Origin of the sequence: Chelatococcus sp. GCM10030263, assembly GCF_042666455.1 — a bacterium.
Lineage (GTDB): Bacteria > Pseudomonadota > Alphaproteobacteria > Rhizobiales > Beijerinckiaceae > Chelatococcus.
The window spans coordinates 179,293-201,032 of sequence record NZ_JBHTDB010000004.1; the positions used below are offsets into that span (position 1 = coordinate 179,293).

18 protein-coding genes are annotated in these 21,740 nt (G+C 65.9%); 14 read left to right on the forward strand and 4 right to left on the reverse strand.

What is annotated here, in order from left to right; all coding sequences use genetic code 11:
* Window positions 1–223 precede the first annotated feature (223 nt).
* A complete protein-coding gene (locus tag ACFQU1_RS10155) occupies window positions 224–1,351 on the forward strand; it encodes a Kelch repeat-containing protein (RefSeq protein WP_378132009.1) in 1,128 nt (375 codons plus the stop codon).
* Between the two features lie 28 nt (window positions 1,352–1,379).
* On the opposite strand, the gene ACFQU1_RS10160 is transcribed toward ACFQU1_RS10155, so the two are convergent.
* The gene (locus ACFQU1_RS10160; protein ID WP_378132011.1) at window positions 1,380–2,315 is read right to left on the reverse strand and encodes a LysR substrate-binding domain-containing protein; all 936 of its coding nucleotides are present in this window, start codon (window positions 2,313–2,315) and stop codon (window positions 1,380–1,382) included.
* 188 nt (window positions 2,316–2,503) lie between these two features.
* On the opposite strand from ACFQU1_RS10160, the gene phnA reads away from it, so the two are divergent.
* The 11 genes from phnA (at window position 2,504) to ACFQU1_RS10215 (ending at window position 16,563) form a co-directional block, all read left to right on the forward strand.
* On the forward strand, window positions 2,504–3,748 hold the full coding sequence (gene phnA / locus ACFQU1_RS10165; protein WP_378132108.1) for a phosphonoacetate hydrolase: 1,245 nt from the start codon (window positions 2,504–2,506) through the stop codon (window positions 3,746–3,748).
* Window positions 3,749–5,035, forward strand: coding sequence for an alkaline phosphatase family protein (locus ACFQU1_RS10170; RefSeq protein ID WP_378132013.1), 1,287 nt, complete (start codon window positions 3,749–3,751; stop codon window positions 5,033–5,035).
* The gene (locus ACFQU1_RS10175) at window positions 5,032–6,594 is read left to right on the forward strand and encodes an ABC transporter substrate-binding protein (protein ID WP_378132015.1); all 1,563 of its coding nucleotides are present in this window, start codon (window positions 5,032–5,034) and stop codon (window positions 6,592–6,594) included. The genes ACFQU1_RS10170 and ACFQU1_RS10175 overlap by 4 nt, the downstream gene beginning before the upstream one ends.
* Window positions 6,591–7,466 carry an ABC transporter permease gene (locus tag ACFQU1_RS10180; protein ID WP_378132017.1) on the forward strand — a complete coding sequence of 292 codons (876 nt, stop codon included), beginning with the start codon at window positions 6,591–6,593 and terminating at the stop codon, window positions 7,464–7,466. Before ACFQU1_RS10175 ends, ACFQU1_RS10180 begins: the two co-directional genes overlap by 4 nt.
* Entirely contained in the window at window positions 7,463–8,377 is a 915-nt protein-coding gene (locus ACFQU1_RS10185; RefSeq protein ID WP_378132019.1) for an ABC transporter permease, read from the forward strand. The genes ACFQU1_RS10180 and ACFQU1_RS10185 overlap by 4 nt, the downstream gene beginning before the upstream one ends.
* Window positions 8,374–9,966 carry a dipeptide ABC transporter ATP-binding protein gene (locus ACFQU1_RS10190; protein WP_378132021.1) on the forward strand — a complete coding sequence of 531 codons (1,593 nt, stop codon included), beginning with the start codon at window positions 8,374–8,376 and terminating at the stop codon, window positions 9,964–9,966. Before ACFQU1_RS10185 ends, ACFQU1_RS10190 begins: the two co-directional genes overlap by 4 nt.
* A gap of 388 nt (window positions 9,967–10,354) precedes the next feature.
* Window positions 10,355–11,269 (forward strand): amidohydrolase family protein, encoded by a 915-nt coding sequence (locus ACFQU1_RS10195; protein ID WP_378132023.1) that lies wholly within the window; start codon window positions 10,355–10,357, stop codon window positions 11,267–11,269.
* A 284-nt stretch (window positions 11,270–11,553) separates the two neighbouring features.
* Entirely contained in the window at window positions 11,554–14,061 is a 2,508-nt protein-coding gene (locus tag ACFQU1_RS10200) for a hypothetical protein (protein ID WP_378132025.1), read from the forward strand.
* A 163-nt stretch (window positions 14,062–14,224) separates the two neighbouring features.
* Window positions 14,225–14,809, forward strand: a complete 585-nt coding sequence (locus ACFQU1_RS10205) for a TetR/AcrR family transcriptional regulator (RefSeq protein WP_378132110.1) — start codon at window positions 14,225–14,227, stop codon at window positions 14,807–14,809.
* Window positions 14,810–14,948: 139 nt separating this feature from the next.
* Window positions 14,949–15,578, forward strand: coding sequence for a hypothetical protein (locus tag ACFQU1_RS10210; RefSeq protein WP_378132027.1), 630 nt, complete (start codon window positions 14,949–14,951; stop codon window positions 15,576–15,578).
* Between the two features lie 127 nt (window positions 15,579–15,705).
* The gene (locus ACFQU1_RS10215) at window positions 15,706–16,563 is read left to right on the forward strand and encodes a cytochrome b/b6 domain-containing protein (protein ID WP_378132029.1); all 858 of its coding nucleotides are present in this window, start codon (window positions 15,706–15,708) and stop codon (window positions 16,561–16,563) included.
* A 186-nt stretch (window positions 16,564–16,749) separates the two neighbouring features.
* Here ACFQU1_RS10215 and ACFQU1_RS10220 read toward each other — a convergent pair whose 3' ends face one another.
* Window positions 16,750–16,884 (reverse strand): CxxxxCH/CxxCH domain-containing protein, encoded by a 135-nt coding sequence (locus ACFQU1_RS10220; RefSeq protein WP_378132112.1) that lies wholly within the window; start codon window positions 16,882–16,884, stop codon window positions 16,750–16,752.
* Between ACFQU1_RS10220 and ACFQU1_RS10225 the strand changes: the two genes are divergently transcribed.
* A complete protein-coding gene (locus tag ACFQU1_RS10225) occupies window positions 16,854–17,339 on the forward strand; it encodes a molybdopterin-dependent oxidoreductase (protein ID WP_378132114.1) in 486 nt (161 codons plus the stop codon). The two genes, ACFQU1_RS10220 and ACFQU1_RS10225, sit on opposite strands and share 31 nt — an antisense overlap.
* 195 nt (window positions 17,340–17,534) lie before the next feature.
* Window positions 17,535–18,119, forward strand: coding sequence for a DUF308 domain-containing protein (locus ACFQU1_RS10230; protein ID WP_378132031.1), 585 nt, complete (start codon window positions 17,535–17,537; stop codon window positions 18,117–18,119).
* A gap of 20 nt (window positions 18,120–18,139) precedes the next feature.
* Here ACFQU1_RS10230 and ACFQU1_RS10235 read toward each other — a convergent pair whose 3' ends face one another.
* Entirely contained in the window at window positions 18,140–19,546 is a 1,407-nt protein-coding gene (locus tag ACFQU1_RS10235; RefSeq protein ID WP_378132033.1) for an HlyD family type I secretion periplasmic adaptor subunit, read from the reverse strand.
* Window positions 19,543–21,687: a peptidase domain-containing ABC transporter gene (locus tag ACFQU1_RS10240; RefSeq protein ID WP_378132035.1), complete on the reverse strand. Its 2,145-nt coding sequence runs from the start codon at window positions 21,685–21,687 to the stop codon at window positions 19,543–19,545. The genes ACFQU1_RS10235 and ACFQU1_RS10240 overlap by 4 nt, the downstream gene beginning before the upstream one ends.
* Between the last annotated feature and the right edge of the window lie 53 nt (window positions 21,688–21,740).

Genomic DNA, 21,740 nt, shown 5'->3' on the forward strand with positions numbered 1-21,740 from the left:
TCCCGATCGACAAGGTGTCATGATGATACAGATGTATTTTTTTGATTACAATGACATCATAGTCGAATGGCGCAACGCGGGGCGATGCCGCGCATCCGATGAGCCGCACCGGCCACTCGCAAGGCTGTGAACGGCCCGCCTTCGGCAGGGCTTCGGCCGTTCTGGCCGAGGCTGCTCCCGTGCCTTATCGTCGACGCTTCATAGTCCTTCCACGAGGTACCCGATGGACCGCCGAACCTTTCTCGCGACAGGGCTCGCATCGGCCGCATTCGGAGCCGAGGCGCTCGCGCAGCATTCCGATCACCTGCCGCCGCTGAAGGAAGCACCGCCTTCGCCCGCGCCCTATTCCCGCCTGCAGGGCGGGGGCTTCGTGCACCATCTCGAGCCGGAGCAAGAGGCGCAACGCGTCGTCGACAGCCCCGCCCCGAAAGGACCGCAGGGTCAGTGGATCGCGCGGGCGCCTCTGCCGCTCCCGCGTAGCGAAATGGCCTGGGCGACGGCCTGGGCCGGCCGCATGCATATCGTCGGCGGCTATGGCGAGGGTCGCGTCGACCGCGCCTACCACCATGTCTATGACCCCGGCGCGGATCGCTGGTTCGATGCGGCACCGCTGCCGCGCGGCGCCAACCACGTGGCTGTCGCGGCCGATGCCGGGCGGATCTATGCTTTCGGCGGTTTCATCGAGCAGAACCGCAATCCCGACACCAATGTATATGCCTATGATGTCGCAGCGGACCGGTGGAGCGCCATCGCCCCTCTGCCGCGTGCCCGGGGCGCCGCGGCGGCTGTCGCGCTCGGTGGCAAGATCCACCTCGTCGGCGGAGCCGGCGCACCCGTCGCCGAGCGGGCGAGCGTCGGCTGGCACGAGGTCTACGACCCGCAGAGCGACCAATGGACGGCGAGGAAGCCGCTGCCCGGCGCACGCGACCATGTCGGCTGCGTCGCCCACAACGGGGTGATCCACATCATCGGCGGGCGCTTCAACACCTTCGAATACAATACCGATCTCCACCACGTCTATCTGCCCGAGCGCGACACCTGGGAGGAACGCGCGGTCATGCCGACGGCGCGGTCCGGCCACGGGCTCGTGGTCTATCGCGACCGCCTTTTTGCGATGGGCGGCGAGGCCGGCATCCTGAGCCAAGGCGTGCCACGCCAGGCCAAAGTGTTCGGACAGACGGAGAGCTACGATCCGGCGACGGATGCATGGCAGCAGCACGCTCCCATGCCGACCCCGCGCCATGCCGTCGGCGCGACCGTGCTCGGCGACCGCATCTATGTGGCGGGTGGCGGTGCCGTCCTCGGCGGCGCGTTACAGTCGGCCGTGCACGAGGCCTTCGCGCTGACTTGAGAAACCGCGACCTGCGGGTCTGTCGCGTTCAGATCGCGACCAGGCTGCCCTGGCGCCTCGCGCCCGGTGCGTGTTGCAGAACATGGCTGGGGATGGAGGCGAGCCAGTTGGCAAACAGCGCTTGAGCCGATGTGTCCGCAGCGCCCTCATCATAGAGAGCGACATAATCGGGGCCCTGCAGGCGCACGCTCGGGTCGATTTCCACGAGATCCCCGCGGTGGAGCAGATCCTCCAGCACCTTGACGGGTGCGACGACCGCGCCGGCCCCGGCGATCGCTGCCTCCAGCGCGGTGTAGAAATGCGGGAAGGAAACGGCGCGCGAGGCGAGCCGCACGGATGCCTCCGCGGTGAGAAGCCAGCTCTCGAGCTCGCCCGGCCGCGTCTCCGCCTTGAGAAGCGGTAGCGTCGCGACAATCTCGGCGACTGGCCGCCCATCGCCGCGCAGAATATCGGGACGGCAGACGAGACCGAGTTCCTCCCGAAAGAAGGCGATCGCCTTGAAATGCGGCGGCACCGGCCCGCCGCGCCGGATCGCCAGATCGAAGGGAATGTCGAGCCAGCTCTCCGGCGTATGCGTCTGCCGCACGCGTACGCGGACCGTCTCGTGCAGGAGCTGGAAATCGGGCAGCCGCGGCAAAAGCCAGCGCATGGCGAAAGTCGCCGGAGCGATCACCCGTAGCAGGACACTCTCGGCATGGTCCGAGAAGGCATCGAGGGATTGGCTGATCAGCTTCAGCGCCATGCCGACACTGTCGGCGAGGCGCAGCGCCGCCGGAGTCGGCATCATCGCGCGCCGGTTCTCGGCAAAGAGCGGCTCGCCGATCCAGGCCTCGAGCGCAGCGATCTGCTTGCTGACCGCGCTATGCGTGACGAACAACTCGTCGGCCGCCGCGGTGACGCTCCCGGTGCGAACGACACTCTCGAAAGCGATGAGCGCCTTCAAAGGCGGCAGGCGTTGCTGCATGTGTTCCACTTTCTCACACAGCGACGGAAGTAAACTCGATTTACCATCCGACTCTAATATGCAGTAATCCAGCAGACAACAGAAATATAGTCGCTGATCTACTCGAAACCTCTGAGGTTAGCGACCTATCATGACATTTGTATTACAAGGAGCCGGTTTTGCCGACGATTGCTGCTTCGCGTGACGACATGCCGGTTTCGCTGGAGGTGAACGGCCGAACCTACCATTGGCCGAGCCGGCCGACCGTCGTCATCTGTTTCGACGGATGCGACCCGGACTATATCGCCGCGGCGCGGGAGGCGGGCGTCGTGCCGGCGCTCGACCGGATGATGGGGCAGGGGTTCGCAGCCGAGGCGCTCGCCGCCATGCCGACCTTCACCAATCCGAACAACGTCTCGATCGTCTGCGGCGCCCCGCCTTCGGTACACGGCGTGTCCGGCAATTACTATCTCGACCGTGCCACCGGCCGCGAGATCATGATGGTCGATGCGGCGCCGATGCGAGCCGATACGATCCTGGCGCGCTTCTCGCAGGCAGGCGGCCAGGTCATTGCCGTCACCGCCAAGGACAAGTTGCGCAAGGCACTTGCCCGCGATCTCGCCGGCGTCGCCTTCTCGGCGGAAAAGGCGGCGCTCTGCACGCTGGCGGAGCACGGCATCGCCGATGTGCCGCAGCTCGTCGGTCGCGAGACGCCCGATCCTTATTCCCCGGATCTCTCGCTCTTCGTGCTCGATGCCGGGATCCGGCTGATCGCCGAGCGCCGGCCCGATATCATCTATCTCTCCCTGTCGGATTATGTGCAGCACAAGCACGCGCCGGGAACGCCGGAGGCCAATGCCTTCATGCAGGCGGTCGATATGCGGCTCGCAGCACTTCTCGATCTCGGCGCCGTCGTCGGCATCGTCGCCGATCACGGCATGACCGACATGGCGACGCCCGAGGGCGGGGCGAATGTCGTCTATCTCGGCGACCAGCTGGATGCGGAGTTCGGGCCCGGCGCGACGCGCGTGATCTGTCCGATCACCGATCCCTTCGTGCGCCACCACGGTGCGTTGGGCGGCTTCGTGCGGGTGCATCTCCGCCGTAACACGATCGGTCGCGACGAGGTCCTGACCTTCCTGCGCGGTCTGCCCGGCATCGATCTCGCGCTGCCGCGCGAGGAGGCTTGTGCGCGCTTCGACCTGCCGGAGGATCGGGAAGGCGACATCGCCGTCGTCGGCCGGGCAGGGGTGGCGCTCGGCGCACGGGCAATCGACCACGACCTTTCGCAGCTCGCCGGGGAGCGCCTGCGCTCCCACGGCAGCCTCGCCGAACAGCCCGTCCCCTTCATTGTCTCGCATCGGCTGAGCGAGGCCTATGTGCAGCGCGCAAAAACGGCGCCGCTGCGCAATATCGACATCTTCGATTTCGTCCTGAACGGGGTGGAGGGCTGAATGCGGCGCGCGGTGGCCGTCATCCTCGATGGGCTGAGACGTGACTTCGTCCGCCCCGACACGACCCCGACCCTGATGCGCTTCCGGGAGCGGTCGCAATGGTTTGCCGCGCACCGGAGCGCCGTGCCGTCGGTCACGCGGGTCTGCTCGTCGAATCTGGCAACCGGCTGCCGGCCCGCGCGCCACGAGCTCGAAGGCAATACCATGGCGCTCGTGGAGGACGGCCGCTTTGCCGTGCACGACGTCGGCCAGCCCGGCTTCTTCGCCCATAAGCGGCGCGTGACCGGCCGCTCGCTTGCCGCCTCCACGCTCGCCGAGCGCACGCGCGATTGCGGCGGCACGGTCATCTTCTCCAATGTCTCGCCGGGCGCGGCCTATGCCCATGATCCGGACGGCCACGGCCATGTCTATCACCGCGCCGGCTCCTTCGGGCCGGGGGGCGAGCCGGTGCCGCTGGCGCGTGCTCTCGAGGTCGGCCCCGACATCCTCGGCGACCGGGCGATGGCGGAACGCTTCGTCGCTGAGGCACTGACCGAGCGCCGGCCCGCTTTCGCCCTCATGTGGCTCGGCCATCCCGACACCACACAGCATGCGGTGCCGCTCGGCGCGCCGGAGCACCTGGCAGCGCTGCAGGCGGCGGACGCCCATGTCGCGCTCGTCGCGGACGCCGTCGAGCGGCTTCGCGCCGCCGGCGACGACGTCCTCCTCATCGTCGGCTCCGACCATGGCCACCAGACCGTCCATACGGTCGTCGACGTCGAGGCGGAGGTGGCGAAGCTCGGCTTCGCCGAGGCGATCGCCGCCGGTGATCTCGTCATCGTGCCGAACGGCACCGCCGTCCTCGTCTATGCGGGCAAGGCGGGGCGCGATCTCGTTCCAGAGCTCGCCGAGCGACTGGCCACGCAGCCCTGGGCGGGTGATGTCTTCTCCGGCGCGGCGCTTGCCGCCATCGGTCAGACGGAAAGCCGCGGGCTCGCTCTTTTCCTGTCCATGGCCGCTGACGAAGAACCGAATGCCTTCGGCGTGCCCGGCCGCAGCTTCGCGGCGAAGCCGCTTGCAGGCAAAGCCGACCGTCTCGGCTGTGGCCAACACGGCGGCCTCGGCCGCTACGAGCAATCCCCTGTCCTGATGATCGACGGACCGGGCTTTGCGCCCGGTATCGTCGCCGATGAGCCGACCGCGCTCACCGATCTCGCTCCCACCATTCTCCGGCATCTCGGCCTGCCCATGGACGGCATGGACGGGCGCCCCTTGCAAATTCCGCCATCAACGGAGCTCTTCCGATGACCATCGACCGTCTGTCCTTCACCCGGCGCGGGCTTCTCGCCGGCACCGCCGCGACGGGCCTTTTCGCCGCCAATCTCACCGCCTTCGTCCGCACCGCGCGCGCCGAGGAGGCGAGCCAGGGCGGGGTGCTGCGCTACGCGACGCTCGGCCTCGACACTTCCGATCCGCACCGCCATACCGGCAGCATCGGCGTGCAGCAGATCTATGTCGAGGCGCTCACCTCGATCGGCGCGGACGGCGGCATCGAGCCCTTCCTCGCCGAGCGCTTCACCGTCTCCGAGGACGGCAAGACCTACACCTTCCACCTGCGCAAGAACGTTCGCTTCCACAACGGCGACGTGATGACCGGCGCCGACGTCGCCGCCAATATCGAGCGCGTGCGCAGCAAGGTCACGGGCGGCTGGCTCGCCTCGGCGATGAAGCTCGTCGACAAGGTCGAGGCCCCGGACGAAGCGACGGTCGTCCTTTCCATGCAGCGCTCCTATGCGCCGCTGCTAGCGCTCATGTCCGAGCTCTGGATCCTCTCGCCGAAGTCGGAAGGCTGGGACGAGACCATCAAGCTGCCGATCGGCACGGGCCCCTTCCTGTTCGGCACCTGGCAGCCCAATGTGAAGCTGGCCTCGCCGCGCCATGCCGCCTATTGGCAGCCCGGCCTGCCGCATGTCGACTCGATCGAGTTCGACCTGCGCGGCGAGCCCGACAATGCGCTGGCGCTGCGGGCCGGCGACCTGCATATCGGCAGCGTCGACCGCGCCAGCGCCGAGCAGCTCGCCTCTGATCCAGCGATCGCCGTGAAGCCGCTCAAGGACTCGAACTGGTATTTCGTGTCCTTCAACAACCGCAAGCCGCGCGCGCCCTTCAACGACGTGCGGGTGCGCAGGGCGATCGCCTATGCCGTCGACAAGGCCGCCTTCATCCGCTTTGCCGCCGGCGACTACGGCATCGTCACCAACCAGATGGTGAAGCCGGGCAATATCTACTTCGACCAGGCGATGCACGACGCCGACATCCACGCCAAGCCCGATCTCGACAAAGCCAAGGCCCTGCTGAAGGAGGCCGGCGTCGATCCGTCCACGATCACGATCGAATTCGTGTCCTGGCAGGAGAGCTACCCGCAGATCGTCGTGCAGATGGTGCGCAAGCTCGGCTTCAAGGTGAACCATGTGGCGCTCGACGACCTCGGCGCGCAGAACAGGCTCGCCCAATACGACTGGGACATGAACTGCATGGCCTCCGGGCCGCGCGCCGACGTCTTCCTGCGCTATGTCCGGCTGATGAGCGACGGCCCGAACCCGGTGCTGTGGGGCGGCGTGCAGGATCCCGCCTTCGACAAGCTGGTCAATGCCGCCGTCGCCGAGCCGGAGCTCGCCGCGCGCAAGGGAATCTATCTCGCCGCCTGGCGGCGCGTGCTCGACAACTATTACACCGTCGTCCTCGGCCATGGCTTCGACCTCATCGCGGCGCGCAAGGAGGTCAAAGGCTACGACACGGGCTTCACCTGGTCGCCGCATTGGGCGAGCGGCGGCGTCGCCCATGCCTGGCTCGCGAGCGCCTCGTGAGCTCAACGGTCGAAACCGCACCGGCGGGGCCCCGGCTCTCCCTTCCCCTGCCGGCAGGGGCTCTCGTCGGTGCGATCCTGGTCGGTGCGATCATCGTCGCGGCGCTGATCGCGCCCTGGGTGGTGCCCTATGATCCGCTCGACCAGGACCTTCTCGCGATCAATGCCGGCCCGAGCCCGGAGCATTGGCTCGGCGTCGACCATCTCGGCCGGGACGTGCTGTCCCGGCTCATGATGGGTGCCCGCACGACGCTCGCCATCGGCTTCGGCGGCGTCGTGATCGCCTTTCTCATCGGCGGCTGCCTGGCGCTCGCGGGCCTGGCGCTGGGGCGGGTCAGCGAGACCCTCGTCTTCGGCGCAATGGATCTCGCGCGTGCCATGCCCGGCATCCTGCTCGCGCTCCTCCTGATCGTCGCCTTGGGCTCGGGCGCGGTGCCGGTCGCGATCGCGCTCGGCATCTCCTTTGCGCCGCTCTTCGCCTATGTGGCGCGCGCTGCCTACAAGCGCGAGATGGCGCAGGATTACGTGCGGGCGGCGCGCATCTTCGGCGGCGGCCGGCTGCATGTGCTCTTTCACCACGTTCTGCCGAATATCGTCGGCGGGCTCATCACCCAGGCGGCGATCATCCTGCCGCGCTGCATCGTGACAGAATCGGTCTTGAGCTTCCTCGGCCTCGGCTCCTCGCCCGATGCGCCGACCTGGGGGCGGATGATTTCCGACGCGAGCCGGTTTATCGAGCGGGCGCCGCACGTCATCATCCCGCCGGTGCTCGCCCTCATCGTGCTCACCGTCAGCCTGTCGATCACCGGCGACTATCTCAGGGCACGCCTCGATCCCTTGCGCGGACAGGGCGAGCGTGGAGGAGCGTCATGATCACGCGGCTCCGCGGCATCGCATTCCAGCTCGCGAAGGCGCTGGCCCAAGCCCTCGCCATCATCATCATCGTCTTCCTGCTCGTGCGCGTCGTTCCCGGCGACGTGGTCGACATGTTCGCGCTGCAGGGCGATCTCAATGCCGCGCAGCAGGCGGCGATGCGCGCCGAGCTCGGGCTCGACCGGCCGGTGACGGCCGAGTTCGTTGATTGGCTGGAAAAGGCGCTCACCGGCGATCTCGGCGAGTCGCTGCGCTTCAAGCGGCCGGTCGCCGAGATGGTGGCAACGGCCCTGCCGACGACGCTCGCCTTCGCGGCACTCAGCTTCGCCATCGGCCTCGTGCTCGCCTTCGGCACGGCGCTTGCCGCCGTGATGACGGGCAACAGGTTCTTCGCCTTTCTTGTCAACCTCCTCAATATCTGGTCGATCGCATTGCCGACCTTCTGTGTCGGCGTGGTCGCGATCCTGGTCTTTTCGATCTGGCTCGGCTGGCTGCCGGTGTTCGGCGCCATGCTCCTGCCCGCCATCGTCATCGGCATCGACAATGCCGGCCAGATTGCGAAACCTTTGTTCGAGGAACTGCGCGAGGCCGCGAGCTCGGCCCATGTCAGGACGGCCCGCGCCAAGGGTCTGCATCCCCTGCGCATCGCCCTCACTTATCTCCTGCCGACCGCGATCCCCGTGGCGCTCGCCCTCTCCGGGCTCGTGCTCGCCGGGCTCGTCGCCGGCACGCTCACCATGGAAGTGCTCTTCGGCCTGCAGGGCATCGGCAGCCTGACGCTGCAGGCCATCCACGGCCGTGACTATCCGGTGGTACAGGGCGCGATCGCGGTCATCGCGCTCGGCGTCGTCGCCATCAACGCCGTCACGGATATTCTCCATCGCTTGATCGATCCGAGGCTCGATAGATGACAGCTCCGCTTCTCGAGGTGCGAAACCTGTCGGTCGCGGCATCGTCCGGGCCTCTCGTCAAGGGCGTGAGCTTTACGCTGGAGCGCGGCCGCACGCTGGCGCTGATCGGCGAATCCGGCTCCGGCAAATCCATGACCGCGCTTGCCATCATGGGCCTGCTGCCGGCGGGCGTGACATGCGCGCCCGAAAGCGCCATCGCCTTTACGGGCCTGCCTCTGCCACTTGCCGAGGAACATCGCATGCGCGCGTTGCGCGGCGCCCGCATGGCGATCGTCTTTCAGGATCCGATGGCCTGCCTCAATCCCTTCATGGCGATCGGCGCGCAGATCGACGAGACGCTGCAACGGCTCGGCGTCAAAAGCCGCGAGGAGCGGCGAAAACGACTGCAGCGTTTGATGGCGGAGGTCGGTCTGCCCGACCCACCGGCGATCGCCGGCCGCTATCCGCATGAACTGTCGGGGGGCCAGCAGCAGCGCGTCATGATCGCCATGGCGATCGCCGGCGAGCCGGACCTTCTCATTGCGGACGAGCCGACGAGTGCGCTCGATGCCAGCATCGCCGACGAGATCGTGCGGCTGCTCGCGGCACTGCAGGCGCGCCACGGCATGGCGATGCTGTTCATCACCCATGATCTCGCCGTGGCGGCAAGGCTTGCCCACGACATCGCCGTGATGCAGCGCGGTGAGATCGTGGAAATCGGCGCAGCGCAGGAGGTCATGGCAGCGCCGCGGCATCCCTATTCGGCCCGCCTCATCGGCGCCCGCAGGACACTCGGCGCGCCGCGCCTGCGGGCAGTCTCCGCCCAGCCCCGCAGCGTCATCCTGTCTGCCGAGCGGGCTTGCGTGGACTATGCGCCGCGCCGGTTGTTCGGCCGGCCGTTTCGCGCCGTCCACGATGCATCGCTCACGCTCGAGGCCGGACGAACGCTCGGCATCCTCGGCGAATCCGGTTCGGGCAAGAGCACGCTTGGCGCGGCGGTCGCCGGGCTCCTCGGCGTGGCGGAGGGGCGGATGACGGTTCTCGGCCAAGAGAGAACGCCTCGGCCCGATGCTTTGCGCGGCGCGACGAGGCGCGAATGCCAGCTCATCTTCCAGAATCCCTATGGCGCGCTCAACCCGCGGCTGACCATCGGGCAGTTGATGGCCGAGCCGCTGATGCTGATGGGCGTGCCGGCTGGCCAGCGCGACGCGCAGATCGTGGCCGCACTGATAGAGGTCGGTCTCGAACTGCGGCATAGGGGGCGCTATCCGCATCAGCTCTCCGGCGGCCAGCGCCAGCGCGTCTCGATCGCACGGGCGCTGCTCTGCCAGCCCCGGCTCCTCGTCTGCGACGAGGTGGTCTCGGCGCTCGACATGACCGTGCAGGTGCAGATCCTGGCGCTCCTCAAGCGGCTGCAGGAGGCGCACGGCTTCGGCATGCTGTTCATCGGTCACGACATCGAAGTCGTGCGCTGGATTTCCGACACGATCATCGTCATGCATCAGGGCCGCATCGTCGATCGCTTCGCCTGCAGCGAGTTGGAAGCGCCCACGCGGCATGACTATACCAAGCGGCTGCTGCGGTCCCGCATGGATAGGCAGGCGGCCTAGAGGCTGTTAGGGACTTGGGATGGGACTGCGCCGGAGCCGATTTTGGCCGATCCGGCAGGAGCCGATCGATGGGCGTACCGGGATGTACGGTCGAGATCGGCGACGAACCGGGCGGCCAAAAGCGGCCCGGCCCGGAGGGTTGAGCGGCGAAGGTCGCCTGATGCGTCGAAAAGCTTGCCGATAGTCCCTGCTATCGGCTTCGCTTTTCTCCTGTCATCCGCCGCTTCGCCGTTCAACGCAGCCTCCATTCCAAGTCCCTAACAGCCTCTAGGCGATCGGTGTGCATGCACCCATGAGTGCTGCCGTCGATTTCGGTGGATCGTCTCGTCCGGAAGCCCCATGCTAGCCGCCGCGCGCCCCGACCGCGTGCCATGCGAGGGTTTCGTCCATGGACGATGGAAAACTCCCGATCATCGATTGTCACCAGCATTTCTTCGACGCGCGGCGCCTGAATTACCCGGTCTTCGCGCAGCGCAGCGAGGGCTTCGAGGTGCTCGTCGGCGACTACAGCACGTTGCCACGGGTCTATCTTCCGGAAGACTATGCGCGAGACACCGCCGGCTTCAACGTCGTCAAGACAGTATGGGCCGAGTTCATGTCGGACGATCCGGTCGGCGAGATGCGATGGGCCGGGGCCTTGGCGCAAGCAACCGGCCGGCCGAACGGAATGATCGGGCTCGTCGACTTCGCAAGCCCGGATCTGGAGCGCCGCCTGGAGGACTATAGGTCGGCGGGACCTCTTCGTTGCGTGCGGCAGCATTTGGCGTGGCATCCGACCAATCCGCTGCTTCGCTATGCAACGCGGCCTGATCTCCTCGCCGATGCCGCCTGGCGGCGCGGGCTGGCCTTGCTCCGCGGCGGCGGCCTGGTCTGCGAGATCGAAGTCTTCGGTCCTCAGCTGCCCGAGCTCGCCGCCGTGGTCGCTGCCTATCCCGACATCCCCTTCGTCCTGCCCGTCATGGGCTGGCCGCTCGACCTCACGGCGGCCGGCCGGGCGACCTGGAAGCGCGACCTCGCCGTACTTGCCGAGCATCCGAATGTTGCGGTCAAGATTTTCGGACTGGAATGTATCTTCGGCATCCACTGGACGATTGCCCAGGTTCGCCCGTGGATCCTGGACGTCATCGAAGTCTTCGGCCCCGGCCGCTCAATGTTTGCGAGCCACATGCCGATCTGCAAGCTCGCCTGCACGTTTGAGCAGCTCTATTCGGCTTATCTGGAGATCATCGAGGGCTGCAGCCTCGAAGAAAAGCGCCGGCTGATGGGCGATACCGCCGCAATCGTCTACAACCTCCAAAAATAGTCCGTATCTCGTCTCGTGTTAGCTGGGGAGGGCGCTTAAAGCGCTGGCACCGATGGCGTGCGCCATCATCGGGCGGATGATCGCTCCGCGCGTGTGTCCGGGAACAGCTCTTTCGCAACGGCAAAGCCCAAGACTGCTTGCATTGTCTCAAAAATTCGCTTTACACTCGCGGCAGGTATTGATCGGCTTCAATACGCAGGGAATTCTCTGCGGCCTGCGTCCTTTATAGTAAACAGGCGTTCAAGCGGACCTGTGGCCTCGCCCGACAAAGTGGAGCAGCCTCCATGTGGAATGACCCTGTCAAAAGCACGCCCTCGATCATCCAGACCGATTTCGGACCCTTCGGGGAAAGTCTGCCGGGGGACGGAGAAGCCTATTGCGGTCCGACCTCGATGGTCATGGGCCTCTATTGGCTGTCTAGCAACGGCTTCACCCAGGTCGCCCCGGCCGTCTACAATGGCGAGGACGACCCTGCGGCGATCAATCTGGAAAGGGTGGTCGCCGGCCTGATGCAGACGTCGAGCGAGGGCGGCAGCTTCACCCTCGGCATGACCAACGGAATGGCCGATTATTTGTCGGCCTGCGGGATAGGGCCCGACCTTTACACCTTCACGGGCGTTCCCAATCCGGATCTCGCCTGGCTCGGCGGGCAGTTGGCCCCGAATGTCTCCGAATCCTCACAGACGATCGTCTTGGCCAATTTCGCGGTCGGCTGGTTCTCGATCTCCAAGACGAAGACAAATTACATGGAGAACGAAGGCGGCCATGTGCTGGCGCCGCTCACGGTAGAGCTGACCGGCGGCACCATCACCATCAACAACGCTTTCCCGGACTCCTTCGAGCAGGTTCCCAATCTGCCATCCAGCAATCCGCAGACCGTTCAGATCGCGCAGATGCCGAGCGGTTGGACGCTGGAAGGATTGACCCTGCCGTCCAACGACTACAGCCATGTGGTCACCGACACGCTCACCGAGCGGGGCGTCTACCCCATTCTCTGGCAGGGGCAGGCCTGGGCCATCTCGGCATCGGCGCTGCCTTCGACATCCGGATATGAACCGAGCACCTGGACGATCGACCAGCCGAAGACGATCAACACGAACGGTGGCACGCTGACCGTGGTCGCCCCGATCATGGGGCTCGGCGGCCTGGAAAAATATGGCGAGGGCACACTTCTCCTCACCAATACCAACCAGCTGATGGGCCTCAACACGGTCGGCGGCGGAACACTGGCGAGCACGCGCACCTCCGGCACGCCATTCGGCAATTACCACATCACGCTCGTCAGCGGTGGGACTCTCGCGCTTGTTCCCGATGGCTCGACAGGCCAGTCCGTGAATGTGGAAATCGCTTCGGGCACGCACGGGACGCTCGTTCTCGGCGCCGGTGGCGGCGCCCTCGAGCTTTCCGGAAACGGCAGCTATCAGGTTGTGATCGGAGGGAACGACGACGGCACCCTCGCGAATGTCGTCCGGAACTCCGGAGGAACTCTCGTCATCGTTCCCGGCGCAGGGGCGGCCGAGCTCGGGCAGACGCAGCAGCTGCTCGTTGCCGGCACGGGAGCGAACCTTCCCGTCGTCACGAACGGGATCGTAGCGCCCTATATCATCGGTGAGGACGACGATACGGCGAGCTCCGGCAAGTTCCTGACCTATTCGGCCTCCGAGGGCTTCGCATGCGCGGCGACCGTGTCGTCGGCCGATGTCGGCATCAACGGCGTTTCGGCGGATGCGGTCTATGAAGTCGTCAACAGCCAGGCGGTCGAGAGCGGTGGGGTGCCGCAGGTGGCGGCGCTGGAAGTGAACGGCGGCGCCATTACCGGTGCCGATGCGAGCGTTCTCGTAGGAAGCCAGGCGAGCGGCGACATCGCGGGTCTCATCATGAACGGCGGCAGCATCGCCACCGCGAGCCTCTCTTTCGGGGCGGCCGAAGGCCTGATCTATAGCAATTCTGCCAACGCGGGCTCGCAGATTGCGGCCGCCATCGCGGGATCGACGGGCCTGACCCTCTTCGGGCCGGGCACGCTGACCCTGAGCGGCGACAGCAGCGCCACATTGTCGGGCCCAATCCGGCTCAATTCCGGCACCCTGATTGCCGGCGGCAGCGGCGGATCGGCCATCGGGGCCGGCGAGGTGCAGGTGTTCAGCGCAGCGACCCTGGAGGTCACAGGCACGGTCACCGGCGGGGTCGTCGTCGGCCAGTCGGGCACGTTGTTCATGAACGGAGGGACGGTCTCGGGCCCTGTCACGATTGCGGCGACCAGCACCGATTCGCCCGCTCCCGGCGGCATTCTGCAGGGAAGCGGAACGATCAGCGGCGCGACCTCCATCGGCGGCATCATCCAGTCGGGTCCTGAGGCGGGGCTGATCACATTTACAGGCAAGACCACCATCGCCGGCACTTCGGGCTTTTACTGGCGTCTGCAGAAGCTGGTCGACGATTCCGATCCGGGATCCGAGCCTGGTGTCTACTGGAACGCGCTACAATTCAATTCGCCTGACACCAGCGTTGGCGGCGACAACGCCTATCTTTCGGTCTTCCTCGACTTCGACGCGCTCGGTGCGGATCCGGACGGCGGCGACGCCTTTTGGAAGAGTTCCCATAGCTGGACGCTATTCACCTACGCGGCCAATGCCGGCTACTTTTACTGGGCTCCGGAAAATTTTTATTTCGAGTCGGGAAGCTTCAATATCGTCTGGGCCAACTGGGTCGCGACGCTGACGTGGACGCCCGCCGCATCGCCGCAGAGCCTTGCCGACCGCTGGCGGGCCGCTGCGCGGGCGAGGAACCGCTAGGGCCCGTGTTGTTCGAAACCACCGTTCCGCGGGCGTTTCGCTGATCACACATCCTGGCCGGAGCTAACCGGCCGGGATCGCGATCGCGGAATCGAATGGAGCTTGTCGCGTTTCCTTGGTGGTCGGCTTGACACTCTACCAACTAGAAGGTAGCGTCGTCGACATGGGTAATCTATCCGCCACTGCAGACGACATCCTTGCTTGCGCACGCAACCTGGTCATAGCCGGGGGCTACAATGGCTTCAGCTATGCCGACATCGCGGATGTCGTCGGCATCCGCAAGCCGAGCATTCACCATCACTTCCCAACCAAGGCCGACCTCGTGCGCACGCTGGTCTCCCGCCATCGGGAGGACACGCAGACAGCTCTCGCGCATATCGAACGACAGGTTCCCGATCCGCTCGAGCAGCTTCGGGCTTATTCCGGTTACTGGAAAGCCTGCATCAAAGACGACAGCGTACCGTTCTGCGTCTGCGCTCTCCTGGCATGCGAGCTTCCTGTCCTTCCGGCGGAAGTCGCGCTCGAGGTAAGAGCCTATTTCCGTGCATTCTCGGAGTGGCTGACCTCGGTGCTGGAGCGTGGCCAGCAAGACGGGAGGCTCGCGCTGACACATTCGCCTCGCATCGAAGCGGAAACCTTCATGGCGACGGTCCATGGGGCGATGCTGTCGGCGCGCGCATATGGTGATCCGGAGATCTTCGGGGCGATCACGGATCCGTTGGTCGATCGACTTTCCATCCGGCAGTAAATCCCGGACAGGCTGATCACTTTCCTAGGGCGACGTCCCGCGCTGCCCTAGCGGTCTTCGAACAGGATAGGCGCGCTGTTCACGATCGGCCCATAGGCTGCGCTTAACGGCTACCAACTAGTAGGTAAATGAGGATCACATGCGTCTGAACCGCTTTCACTCCCTCATCATTGCCGCATCACTCGGTGTGTCGCTGACGGCAGGTCTCACCTCTTCGGCGTCCGCGCAGAGCGCCGAACAGGTCCGCCTGCGCGGCAGCATCATTCAGGCCAGCAATGCGGCGCTCAAGGTGAAGACCCGTGAGGGCCGCACTGTCGACGTCACGCTGGCGGAAGGTGCCCGGGTGTCCGGCGTGGCCCGGGCTTCGGTGAACGACATCAAGCCGGGCGACTATGTCGGCATCGCCTCGCTGCCGAAGGCAGACGGCGGCGATGGCGCTCTGGAAGTTCTGATCTTCCCACCGGCTCTCAAAGGCGCGGGGGAGGGCAGCTACGGTTGGGACCTCAAGCCCAACAGCACCATGACCAATGCGACGGTGGCGAATGCCGTGAAGGGGGTCGACGGACGCACCGTGACGGTCACCTATCACGGCCAGGAGAAGAAGATCGCCATCCCCGATGGCACGCCGATCGTCACGCTCGCATCGGCGACGACGGCCGATCTGAAGCCGGGAGCGATCGTCTTCATCGTCGCGGCGAAGACTGCGAGCGGAGGTTTCGCATCGCATCAGGTCGTTGTCGGCACCAACGGTGTCGTTCCGCCGATGTAAGCCGCGACATCGCCAGCCGCACCGGCAAGTTCCTTCAGCGCGGGGCTGCAGGTGCCGGCTGGCGGCAAATTTCGCGAATGGTTCAGCCGGTCCAGCCAAATAGCAAGACAACGTCACAGGACCAAGGATGACCGAGCAGCAGCCGAGCCGAGATAATCAACGCGCAACGCGAGCGGTCGTGATCCGTCGACATTCGCTCGTCACGCGCCTTATGCACTGGCTGAACGTCCTGTGCCTCAGCTTGCTCCTTTTGAGCGGGCTGCAAATCTTCAACGCCCATCCCGCGCTCTACTGGGGCCAGTACGGGGCCGATGGCGATCCCACCTTTCTCACCATCGGTTCTGCCGAGGGAGAAGGCGGCCTGCGGGGCTTCCTGCGGCTCGGCTCAGCGACATTCTCCACGACCGGCGTGCTGGGCGCCTCCAAGGTCGATGGCGCGCTGACGCCGCGCGCCTTCCCGGCCTGGGCCACGATGCCGTCCTTCCAGGACCTGGCTCAAGGCCGGCGCTGGCACTTCTTCTTCGCCTGGCTCTTCGTGATCAATGGCCTGGCCTATGTCGTCTACGGTTTTTTGAGCGGACACTTTCGCCGAGACCTCGCGCCGAAACGCGCCCAGCTGTCGGCACGGCACCTCTGGCACGAGATCGTCGATCACGCTCGCCTGCGCTTTCCGGAAGGCGACGCGGCCCGCACCTACAATGCGCTGCAGAAGCTGACTTATCTCCTCGTCATCGGTGTCCTGCTGCCGCTGATGGTTCTCACCGGGCTGACGATGTCGCCGGGTGTGGACGCGGCGGTGCCCGTGCTTCTCGACCTGTTCGGCGGGCGTCAGTCCGCGCGGACGATCCACTTCATCGCCGCGTCTCTGCTGGTGGCCTTCGTGCTGGTCCACGTGGCCATGGTCGTTCTGTCGGGCCCCTGGAACAACATGCGCTCGATGATCACCGGACGCTACGCCATCCGGGAAAGGACGTCCGCGGAATGACCCGAGAACTGTTGACACGCCGCCGCTTCATCATCGGTGGCACGGTCGGTGCGGGCACGCTCGCGCTCGGTGGTTGCGACGCCATCGAGCAGAACCCAGATGTGTCCGGCGTGCTGCGATCTGCCGAGACGCTGACGATGAAGGCCCAGCGCCTCTTGCTCGGGCGCGGCGCGCTCGCACGTGAATTCACGGAAGCCTATATCTCGCCCTCCTTCCGGGTGAATGGCACGAGCAGGCCGAGCAGCGACGACTATGCCGCTCTCCTGGAGGGCAAGTTTGCCTCCTGGACGCTGAAGATCGACGGGCTAGTGGAGCGGCCACGGGAGTTTTCGCTCGCCGAGCTCAAGGGGCTTCCGGCCCGGACGCAGATCACCCGCCACGATTGCGTAGAAGGCTGGAGCGCCATCGGCAAATGGACCGGCGTGCCGCTCGGATCTCTTCTTGGTTCCGTCGGCCTGAAGCCTGCGGCTCGCTTCGCGGTGTTCCATTGCGCCGATGAGCTCGAGGTGACGCTCGACGGCAGCGGCCGCTATTACGAAAGCGTCGACCTGGTCGATGCATTCCATCCCCAGACGATCCTCGCCTATGCGATGAACGGCGCGGACCTAAGGGTCGGGCACGGGGCGCCGCTGCGCCTGAGGGTGGAACGGCAGCTCGGGTACAAGCAAGCGAAGTACATCATGCGAATCGAGCTGGTGGACAGCTTTTCCCGGATCGCCGGCGGCAAAGGCGGCTTCTGGGAAGACCGTGGATACGAATGGTACGCAGGGATCTAGCAGTCTGCGGAGTAACCACGGCCCCTTCCATCAGAGCTGTTCTTCCGAGAATTAATTTGAAGAGCGACGCGTAAGGAACAGAATCACCGAATACCGCGGTATGACTTTCCTCCTGTCTGGTCCGCGTGAGTCCAGCGGCCCCGCGACCGGATGCGGCTGCCCTCCTGTGCTGCCAACAATTTGAAAGGCACGATCATGACGAAGAACAACATCGATTTTGTGCTTTCCGGCCAAGAACAATGGCTGAAGATCTACTACTTCCTCCGTGCGGCTGTTTCAGTCGTCTGGGTGGCTGCTGCCTTCACGGTGGGTCAGCACTTCCCGACGCTCGCGGCCATCTTGCTCGTCGCCTATCCCGCGTGGGACGCTGCGGCGAACTATCTTGATGGGTCGCGCAGCGGTGGGCTGGCGCAGAACCGCACGCAGAGCATCAATGTCGTGGTCAGTGTCGCGACGACACTTGCCGTGATCGTAGCGCTGCAGATGAGCATGAACTGGGTGCTCGCAGTGTTCGGCGCCTGGGCCATTCTCTCGGGGCTGCTTCAGCTCGGCACCGCCCTGCGCCGCTGGAAAAGCTACGGCGCGCAATGGGCGATGGTCTTGAGCGGCGCTCAATCCGCGCTGGCGGGCGCCTTCTTCATCGTGCAGTCCCGGATGCTAACGCCTCCATCGATCACGAGCGTGGCCGGCTATGCCGCCGTGGGCGCCTTCTACTTCCTGGTTTCCGCGGTGTGGCTTGCCGTAAGAGATCTGCGCCGCAAGCACGCTCAGCCTTCGTAGCACGGTCTTTCAGAGACGCTCTACGGCTCGCGGATGCTCTCGTCCAGGCCGCGCAGCAGAGGATAAAGGAAATAGGAGATCACGCTGCGCTGGCCGACCTTGATCTCGCCGGTCAGGTTCATGCCGGGGATGATGCGGAACGAGGACGGGGCGGACCGCAGCTGCGTATTCGTCAGGGCGACGCGAGCCCTGTAGATGAGCGGACCGGCCTCTTGCTTGTCGGCGCCGTGGGGCGTGGAGAAGGCATCCCGGCTGATCGTGCGCAGCGTCCCGCTTATGGTGCCGTGTTTCTGGAAGGGGAAGGCGTCGAGCTTGATCCTGACGGAATCGCCCACGGTGACATGGCCGATGTCCTTGGCTTCGATGGACATCTCGGCCTCGATCGGGACGTGGAGCGGCACGAGCGTGAACAAGGGTTCCGCCTCGCGCACGACAGAGCCGATCGAACGCTGCGCGATGTCGAGGACGACGGCTTCTGCGGGGGCGGTGAGCACCACGAGACTGCGCCGCAGCTCCGCCTTCTTCAGCTCTTCCGCCGCGCCGTTGTGCTGGTCGCGCGCCTTGACGAGATCCTCGATGGCGGTCCGCCGGAGCTCCTCGAGGAAAGCCTGGCGCTCCGTCGCGCCTTTCTCGATGGCGTGCTGCAGCTCCACCTGGGAGCCGCGCAGCCGGCTCAAGGCGGCGTCGATCTCGAGGCGCACGTCGAGCGACTGGAGATAGTTCAACTTCGAACCGTTCTGGTTCTGCATCAGCGTGTTGCGCATCGCCTCGATCTCGCGCACCGTAGCGAGCCGCTTCACGAGAACCGCCTCCTCGGCCTGCGATGTGGCGAGCGTCGCCTCGGCCTGGGCAATGCGCGTAGCGAAGTCCTTGAGCTTGGCGTCGCGAAAAGCCTTGCGCTGCGCAAAGAGCCGCGCCTGCGTGGCGGCGGAGGGGGAGGCTGCATCCGCCAGAAGTTCAAAGTCCTTCCCGGCAAGTTCGGCTTCGAGCCGCGCGATCTCGGCATCGATGGTCGCGACCTTGCTCCGGAGCTGTTCGACATCCGATTGCGTGAAGGTGGTATCGAGCGTGGCGAGCACGTCGCCGGCATGCACCGTATCCCCGATCGCCACATCGATCGTGCGGATCACCGACGTTTCAAGCGGCTGTACCACGAGGTTAGGCTGGGTGGTGACCAGCTTGCCGGTCGCGACGGCGACTTCATCGACCCGCGACAGCGACGCCCAGGTAACGGCCGCAGCAATCAGACCGGCGATGGCATAGAGCATCAGCCGCGCGAGCCGCGGCGGCGGCCGCTCCTCGATCTCGACGGCGTCGGACTGAAACTCGCTGACGACGGCTCGCCGTGCCGTGGGCAGCGCGACGACCTCCGCCGAAGGCCGGCGGGTCGGCGCGCTTTCCGCTTGGGGCTTGCGGCCTGTCCTCATGCCGTCAGCCTCATCTGCTGGTTCCAGAGCTGCCGGTAGGTCGTGCAGCGCGACAGGAGCTGGTCGTGCCTGTCGAGATCGCAGATCCGCCCGCGGTCGATGACCATAATCGCGTTCGCGTCCACCAGCGTGGACAGGCGATGCGAGACGATGATGACGGTGCGCCCGGCGGCGATGGTATGCAGGCTTCGGCGAATGATGGCTTCGCTTTCCGGATCGAGCGCGCTGGTCGCCTCATCGAGGATGAGAAGCCGCGGATCGGAGACGAGTGCGCGGGCGATGGCGAGCCGCTGCCGCTGGCCGCCGGAGAGGTTCTCGGCATTCTCTTCGAGCATGGTGTCGAAGCCGCGCGGCAGGCGCTCGATGAACTCGTCGGCGCCTGCCTGGCGCGCCGCCCGCGCGATATCGTCGAGGCTCGCCTCCGGCTTGGCTGCGGCGATATTGTCGCGGATCGTGCCGCGGAACAGGAAGCTGTCCTGCAGCACGACGCCGATGCTCTTGCGAAGGTGCAGCAGGTCGAGTTCGCGGGCGTCGACGCCGTCGATGCGCACCAGACCCTGCTGGATGGGATAGAGGCCTTGAAGAAGGCGCGTGACGGTCGTCTTGCCCGAGCCGCTGCGCCCGACGATGCCGAAGATGCTGCCGGCCGGGACGACGAAGGACACATCGTCGAGCGCCGGCGCGCCATCCGGCCCATAGCGAAACGAGACATTCTCGAAGGCGATCTCGCCCCTGATCGGCGGCCGCAACCCGGAGAGCCGTCCGTCGCGCTCGGCACGCCGGCCCATGACATTGCCGAGCATGCGCACCGACAACGCTACCTCCTGGTAGTCCTGGACCATGTTGACCATCTGCACGAGCGGCCCACTGACGCGACCGGCGAGCATGTTGAAGGCGACGAGGGCGCCGACCGTCATGTGGCCGTCGAACACGCTGATCGCCCCGAGACCGATGACGGCGACGCTCATGAGCTTTTCCAGAAGGCCGATCACCGATTGCGCGCTGGTCGAGATCGTCTCGACTTCGAAGCGGGTCGTCACGCTCTGCGCCGAGCGGTCGTCCCAGATGCGGCGCTGCAGCGGTTCCATGGCGAGCGCCTTGACCGTGCGCATGCCATGCACGGTTTCGACGAGGAGGGCCTGGCGCGCCGCCTCCGCCTCGTAGAGCGCGGCGAGACGGCTCCGGAAGGGGCGGATGAGACAGGCGACGACGAGCGCCACGAGGGCGCTGAAGCCGACGACCACGAGCGTCAGCGGAACGCTGTAGAGGAAGAGAATCGGCAGGAAGACGAAGAGCGACAGGCCGTCGATGAGCGTCAGGAAGAGGCGCCCCGTCAGGAACTCGCGGATACGCCCGCCCTGCTGCATATGCTTGACGAGCGTTCCGGCCGAGGCCTGCTCGAAGAAGGTGATCGGCAGGCTCAGAAGATGGCCGAAGGTGCGGGTCGAGATCCGGATGTCGATCTTGTTGGTGGCGTAAAGCAGGAGATAGCGCCGCAGGAAGACGAAGATCGCATCGAACAGGAGCGCGATCCCGATGCCGACCGTGAGAACGGCGAGCGTCGCCGAGCTCTGGTGCACCAGCACCTTGTCGATGACGAGCTGGAAGAAGATCGGGGTGGCCAGGCCGAGCGCATAGAGGAGCACGGCCGCAATCGCCACATCCACGAAGAACCGGCGCTGGCGCATGATCTCCGGGACGAACCAGCGTAGCCCGAAAGGCTGGTCGGGGTCGCTGACCCGGTAGCTGCGCTTGGCGAGGACGAGTTCGCCGCGCCATCGGGCCTCGAACCGTTCCCGCGTGACGACGATCGGCTCGCCGGGGGCGGCGAGCGGATCCATCACCCGGACCCCCTCGGCGTCACCGGCCTGGGCGAGGCCGACCACCACCACCCAATTGCCGTTGTCGAGACGGGCGAGCGCCGGAAAGGCCTCGCCGAGATGGGCAAGGCCCGCCCAGTCGAGGCGCGTGGGGCGGGCCTTGAGGCCGGCCTCACGCGCCATGCGCACCATCAGCGCCACCGTCACGGCTTCGTTGCCGATGGCATGGGTCTGGGCGAGGGTGCCGGCCGAAAGATCGAAGCCGTGATGGCGCGCCACCACGGCGAGGCATTCGAGACCGGTCTGCGGTTGGGGGCTCATGGTGCCGTTCGCAATCTCGTAGCTCGGACCACAGGCTGCCGTCTTGCTGCGCG

Bases quoted from the DNA above. Each gene is read 5' to 3' on its own strand.
- ACFQU1_RS10240 (WP_378132035.1), bottom strand. From the start codon at position 21,687: ATGAGCCCCCAACCGCAGACCGGTCTCGAATGCCTCGCCGTGGTGGCG.
- phnA (WP_378132108.1), top strand. From the start codon at position 2,504: ATGCCGGTTTCGCTGGAGGTGAACGGCCGAACCTACCATTGGCCGAGC.
- ACFQU1_RS10160 (WP_378132011.1), bottom strand. From the start codon at position 2,315: ATGCAGCAACGCCTGCCGCCTTTGAAGGCGCTCATCGCTTTCGAGAGT.
- ACFQU1_RS10185 (WP_378132019.1), top strand. From the start codon at position 7,463: ATGATCACGCGGCTCCGCGGCATCGCATTCCAGCTCGCGAAGGCGCTG.
- ACFQU1_RS10210 (WP_378132027.1), top strand. From the start codon at position 14,949: ATGCGTCTGAACCGCTTTCACTCCCTCATCATTGCCGCATCACTCGGT.
- ACFQU1_RS10155 (WP_378132009.1), top strand. From the start codon at position 224: ATGGACCGCCGAACCTTTCTCGCGACAGGGCTCGCATCGGCCGCATTC.
- ACFQU1_RS10200 (WP_378132025.1), top strand. From the start codon at position 11,554: ATGTGGAATGACCCTGTCAAAAGCACGCCCTCGATCATCCAGACCGAT.
- ACFQU1_RS10175 (WP_378132015.1), top strand. From the start codon at position 5,032: ATGACCATCGACCGTCTGTCCTTCACCCGGCGCGGGCTTCTCGCCGGC.
- ACFQU1_RS10215 (WP_378132029.1), top strand. From the start codon at position 15,706: ATGACCGAGCAGCAGCCGAGCCGAGATAATCAACGCGCAACGCGAGCG.
- ACFQU1_RS10190 (WP_378132021.1), top strand. From the start codon at position 8,374: ATGACAGCTCCGCTTCTCGAGGTGCGAAACCTGTCGGTCGCGGCATCG.
- ACFQU1_RS10235 (WP_378132033.1), bottom strand. From the start codon at position 19,546: ATGAGGACAGGCCGCAAGCCCCAAGCGGAAAGCGCGCCGACCCGCCGG.
- ACFQU1_RS10230 (WP_378132031.1), top strand. From the start codon at position 17,535: ATGACGAAGAACAACATCGATTTTGTGCTTTCCGGCCAAGAACAATGG.
- ACFQU1_RS10195 (WP_378132023.1), top strand. From the start codon at position 10,355: ATGGACGATGGAAAACTCCCGATCATCGATTGTCACCAGCATTTCTTC.
- ACFQU1_RS10170 (WP_378132013.1), top strand. From the start codon at position 3,749: ATGCGGCGCGCGGTGGCCGTCATCCTCGATGGGCTGAGACGTGACTTC.
- ACFQU1_RS10205 (WP_378132110.1), top strand. From the start codon at position 14,225: ATGGGTAATCTATCCGCCACTGCAGACGACATCCTTGCTTGCGCACGC.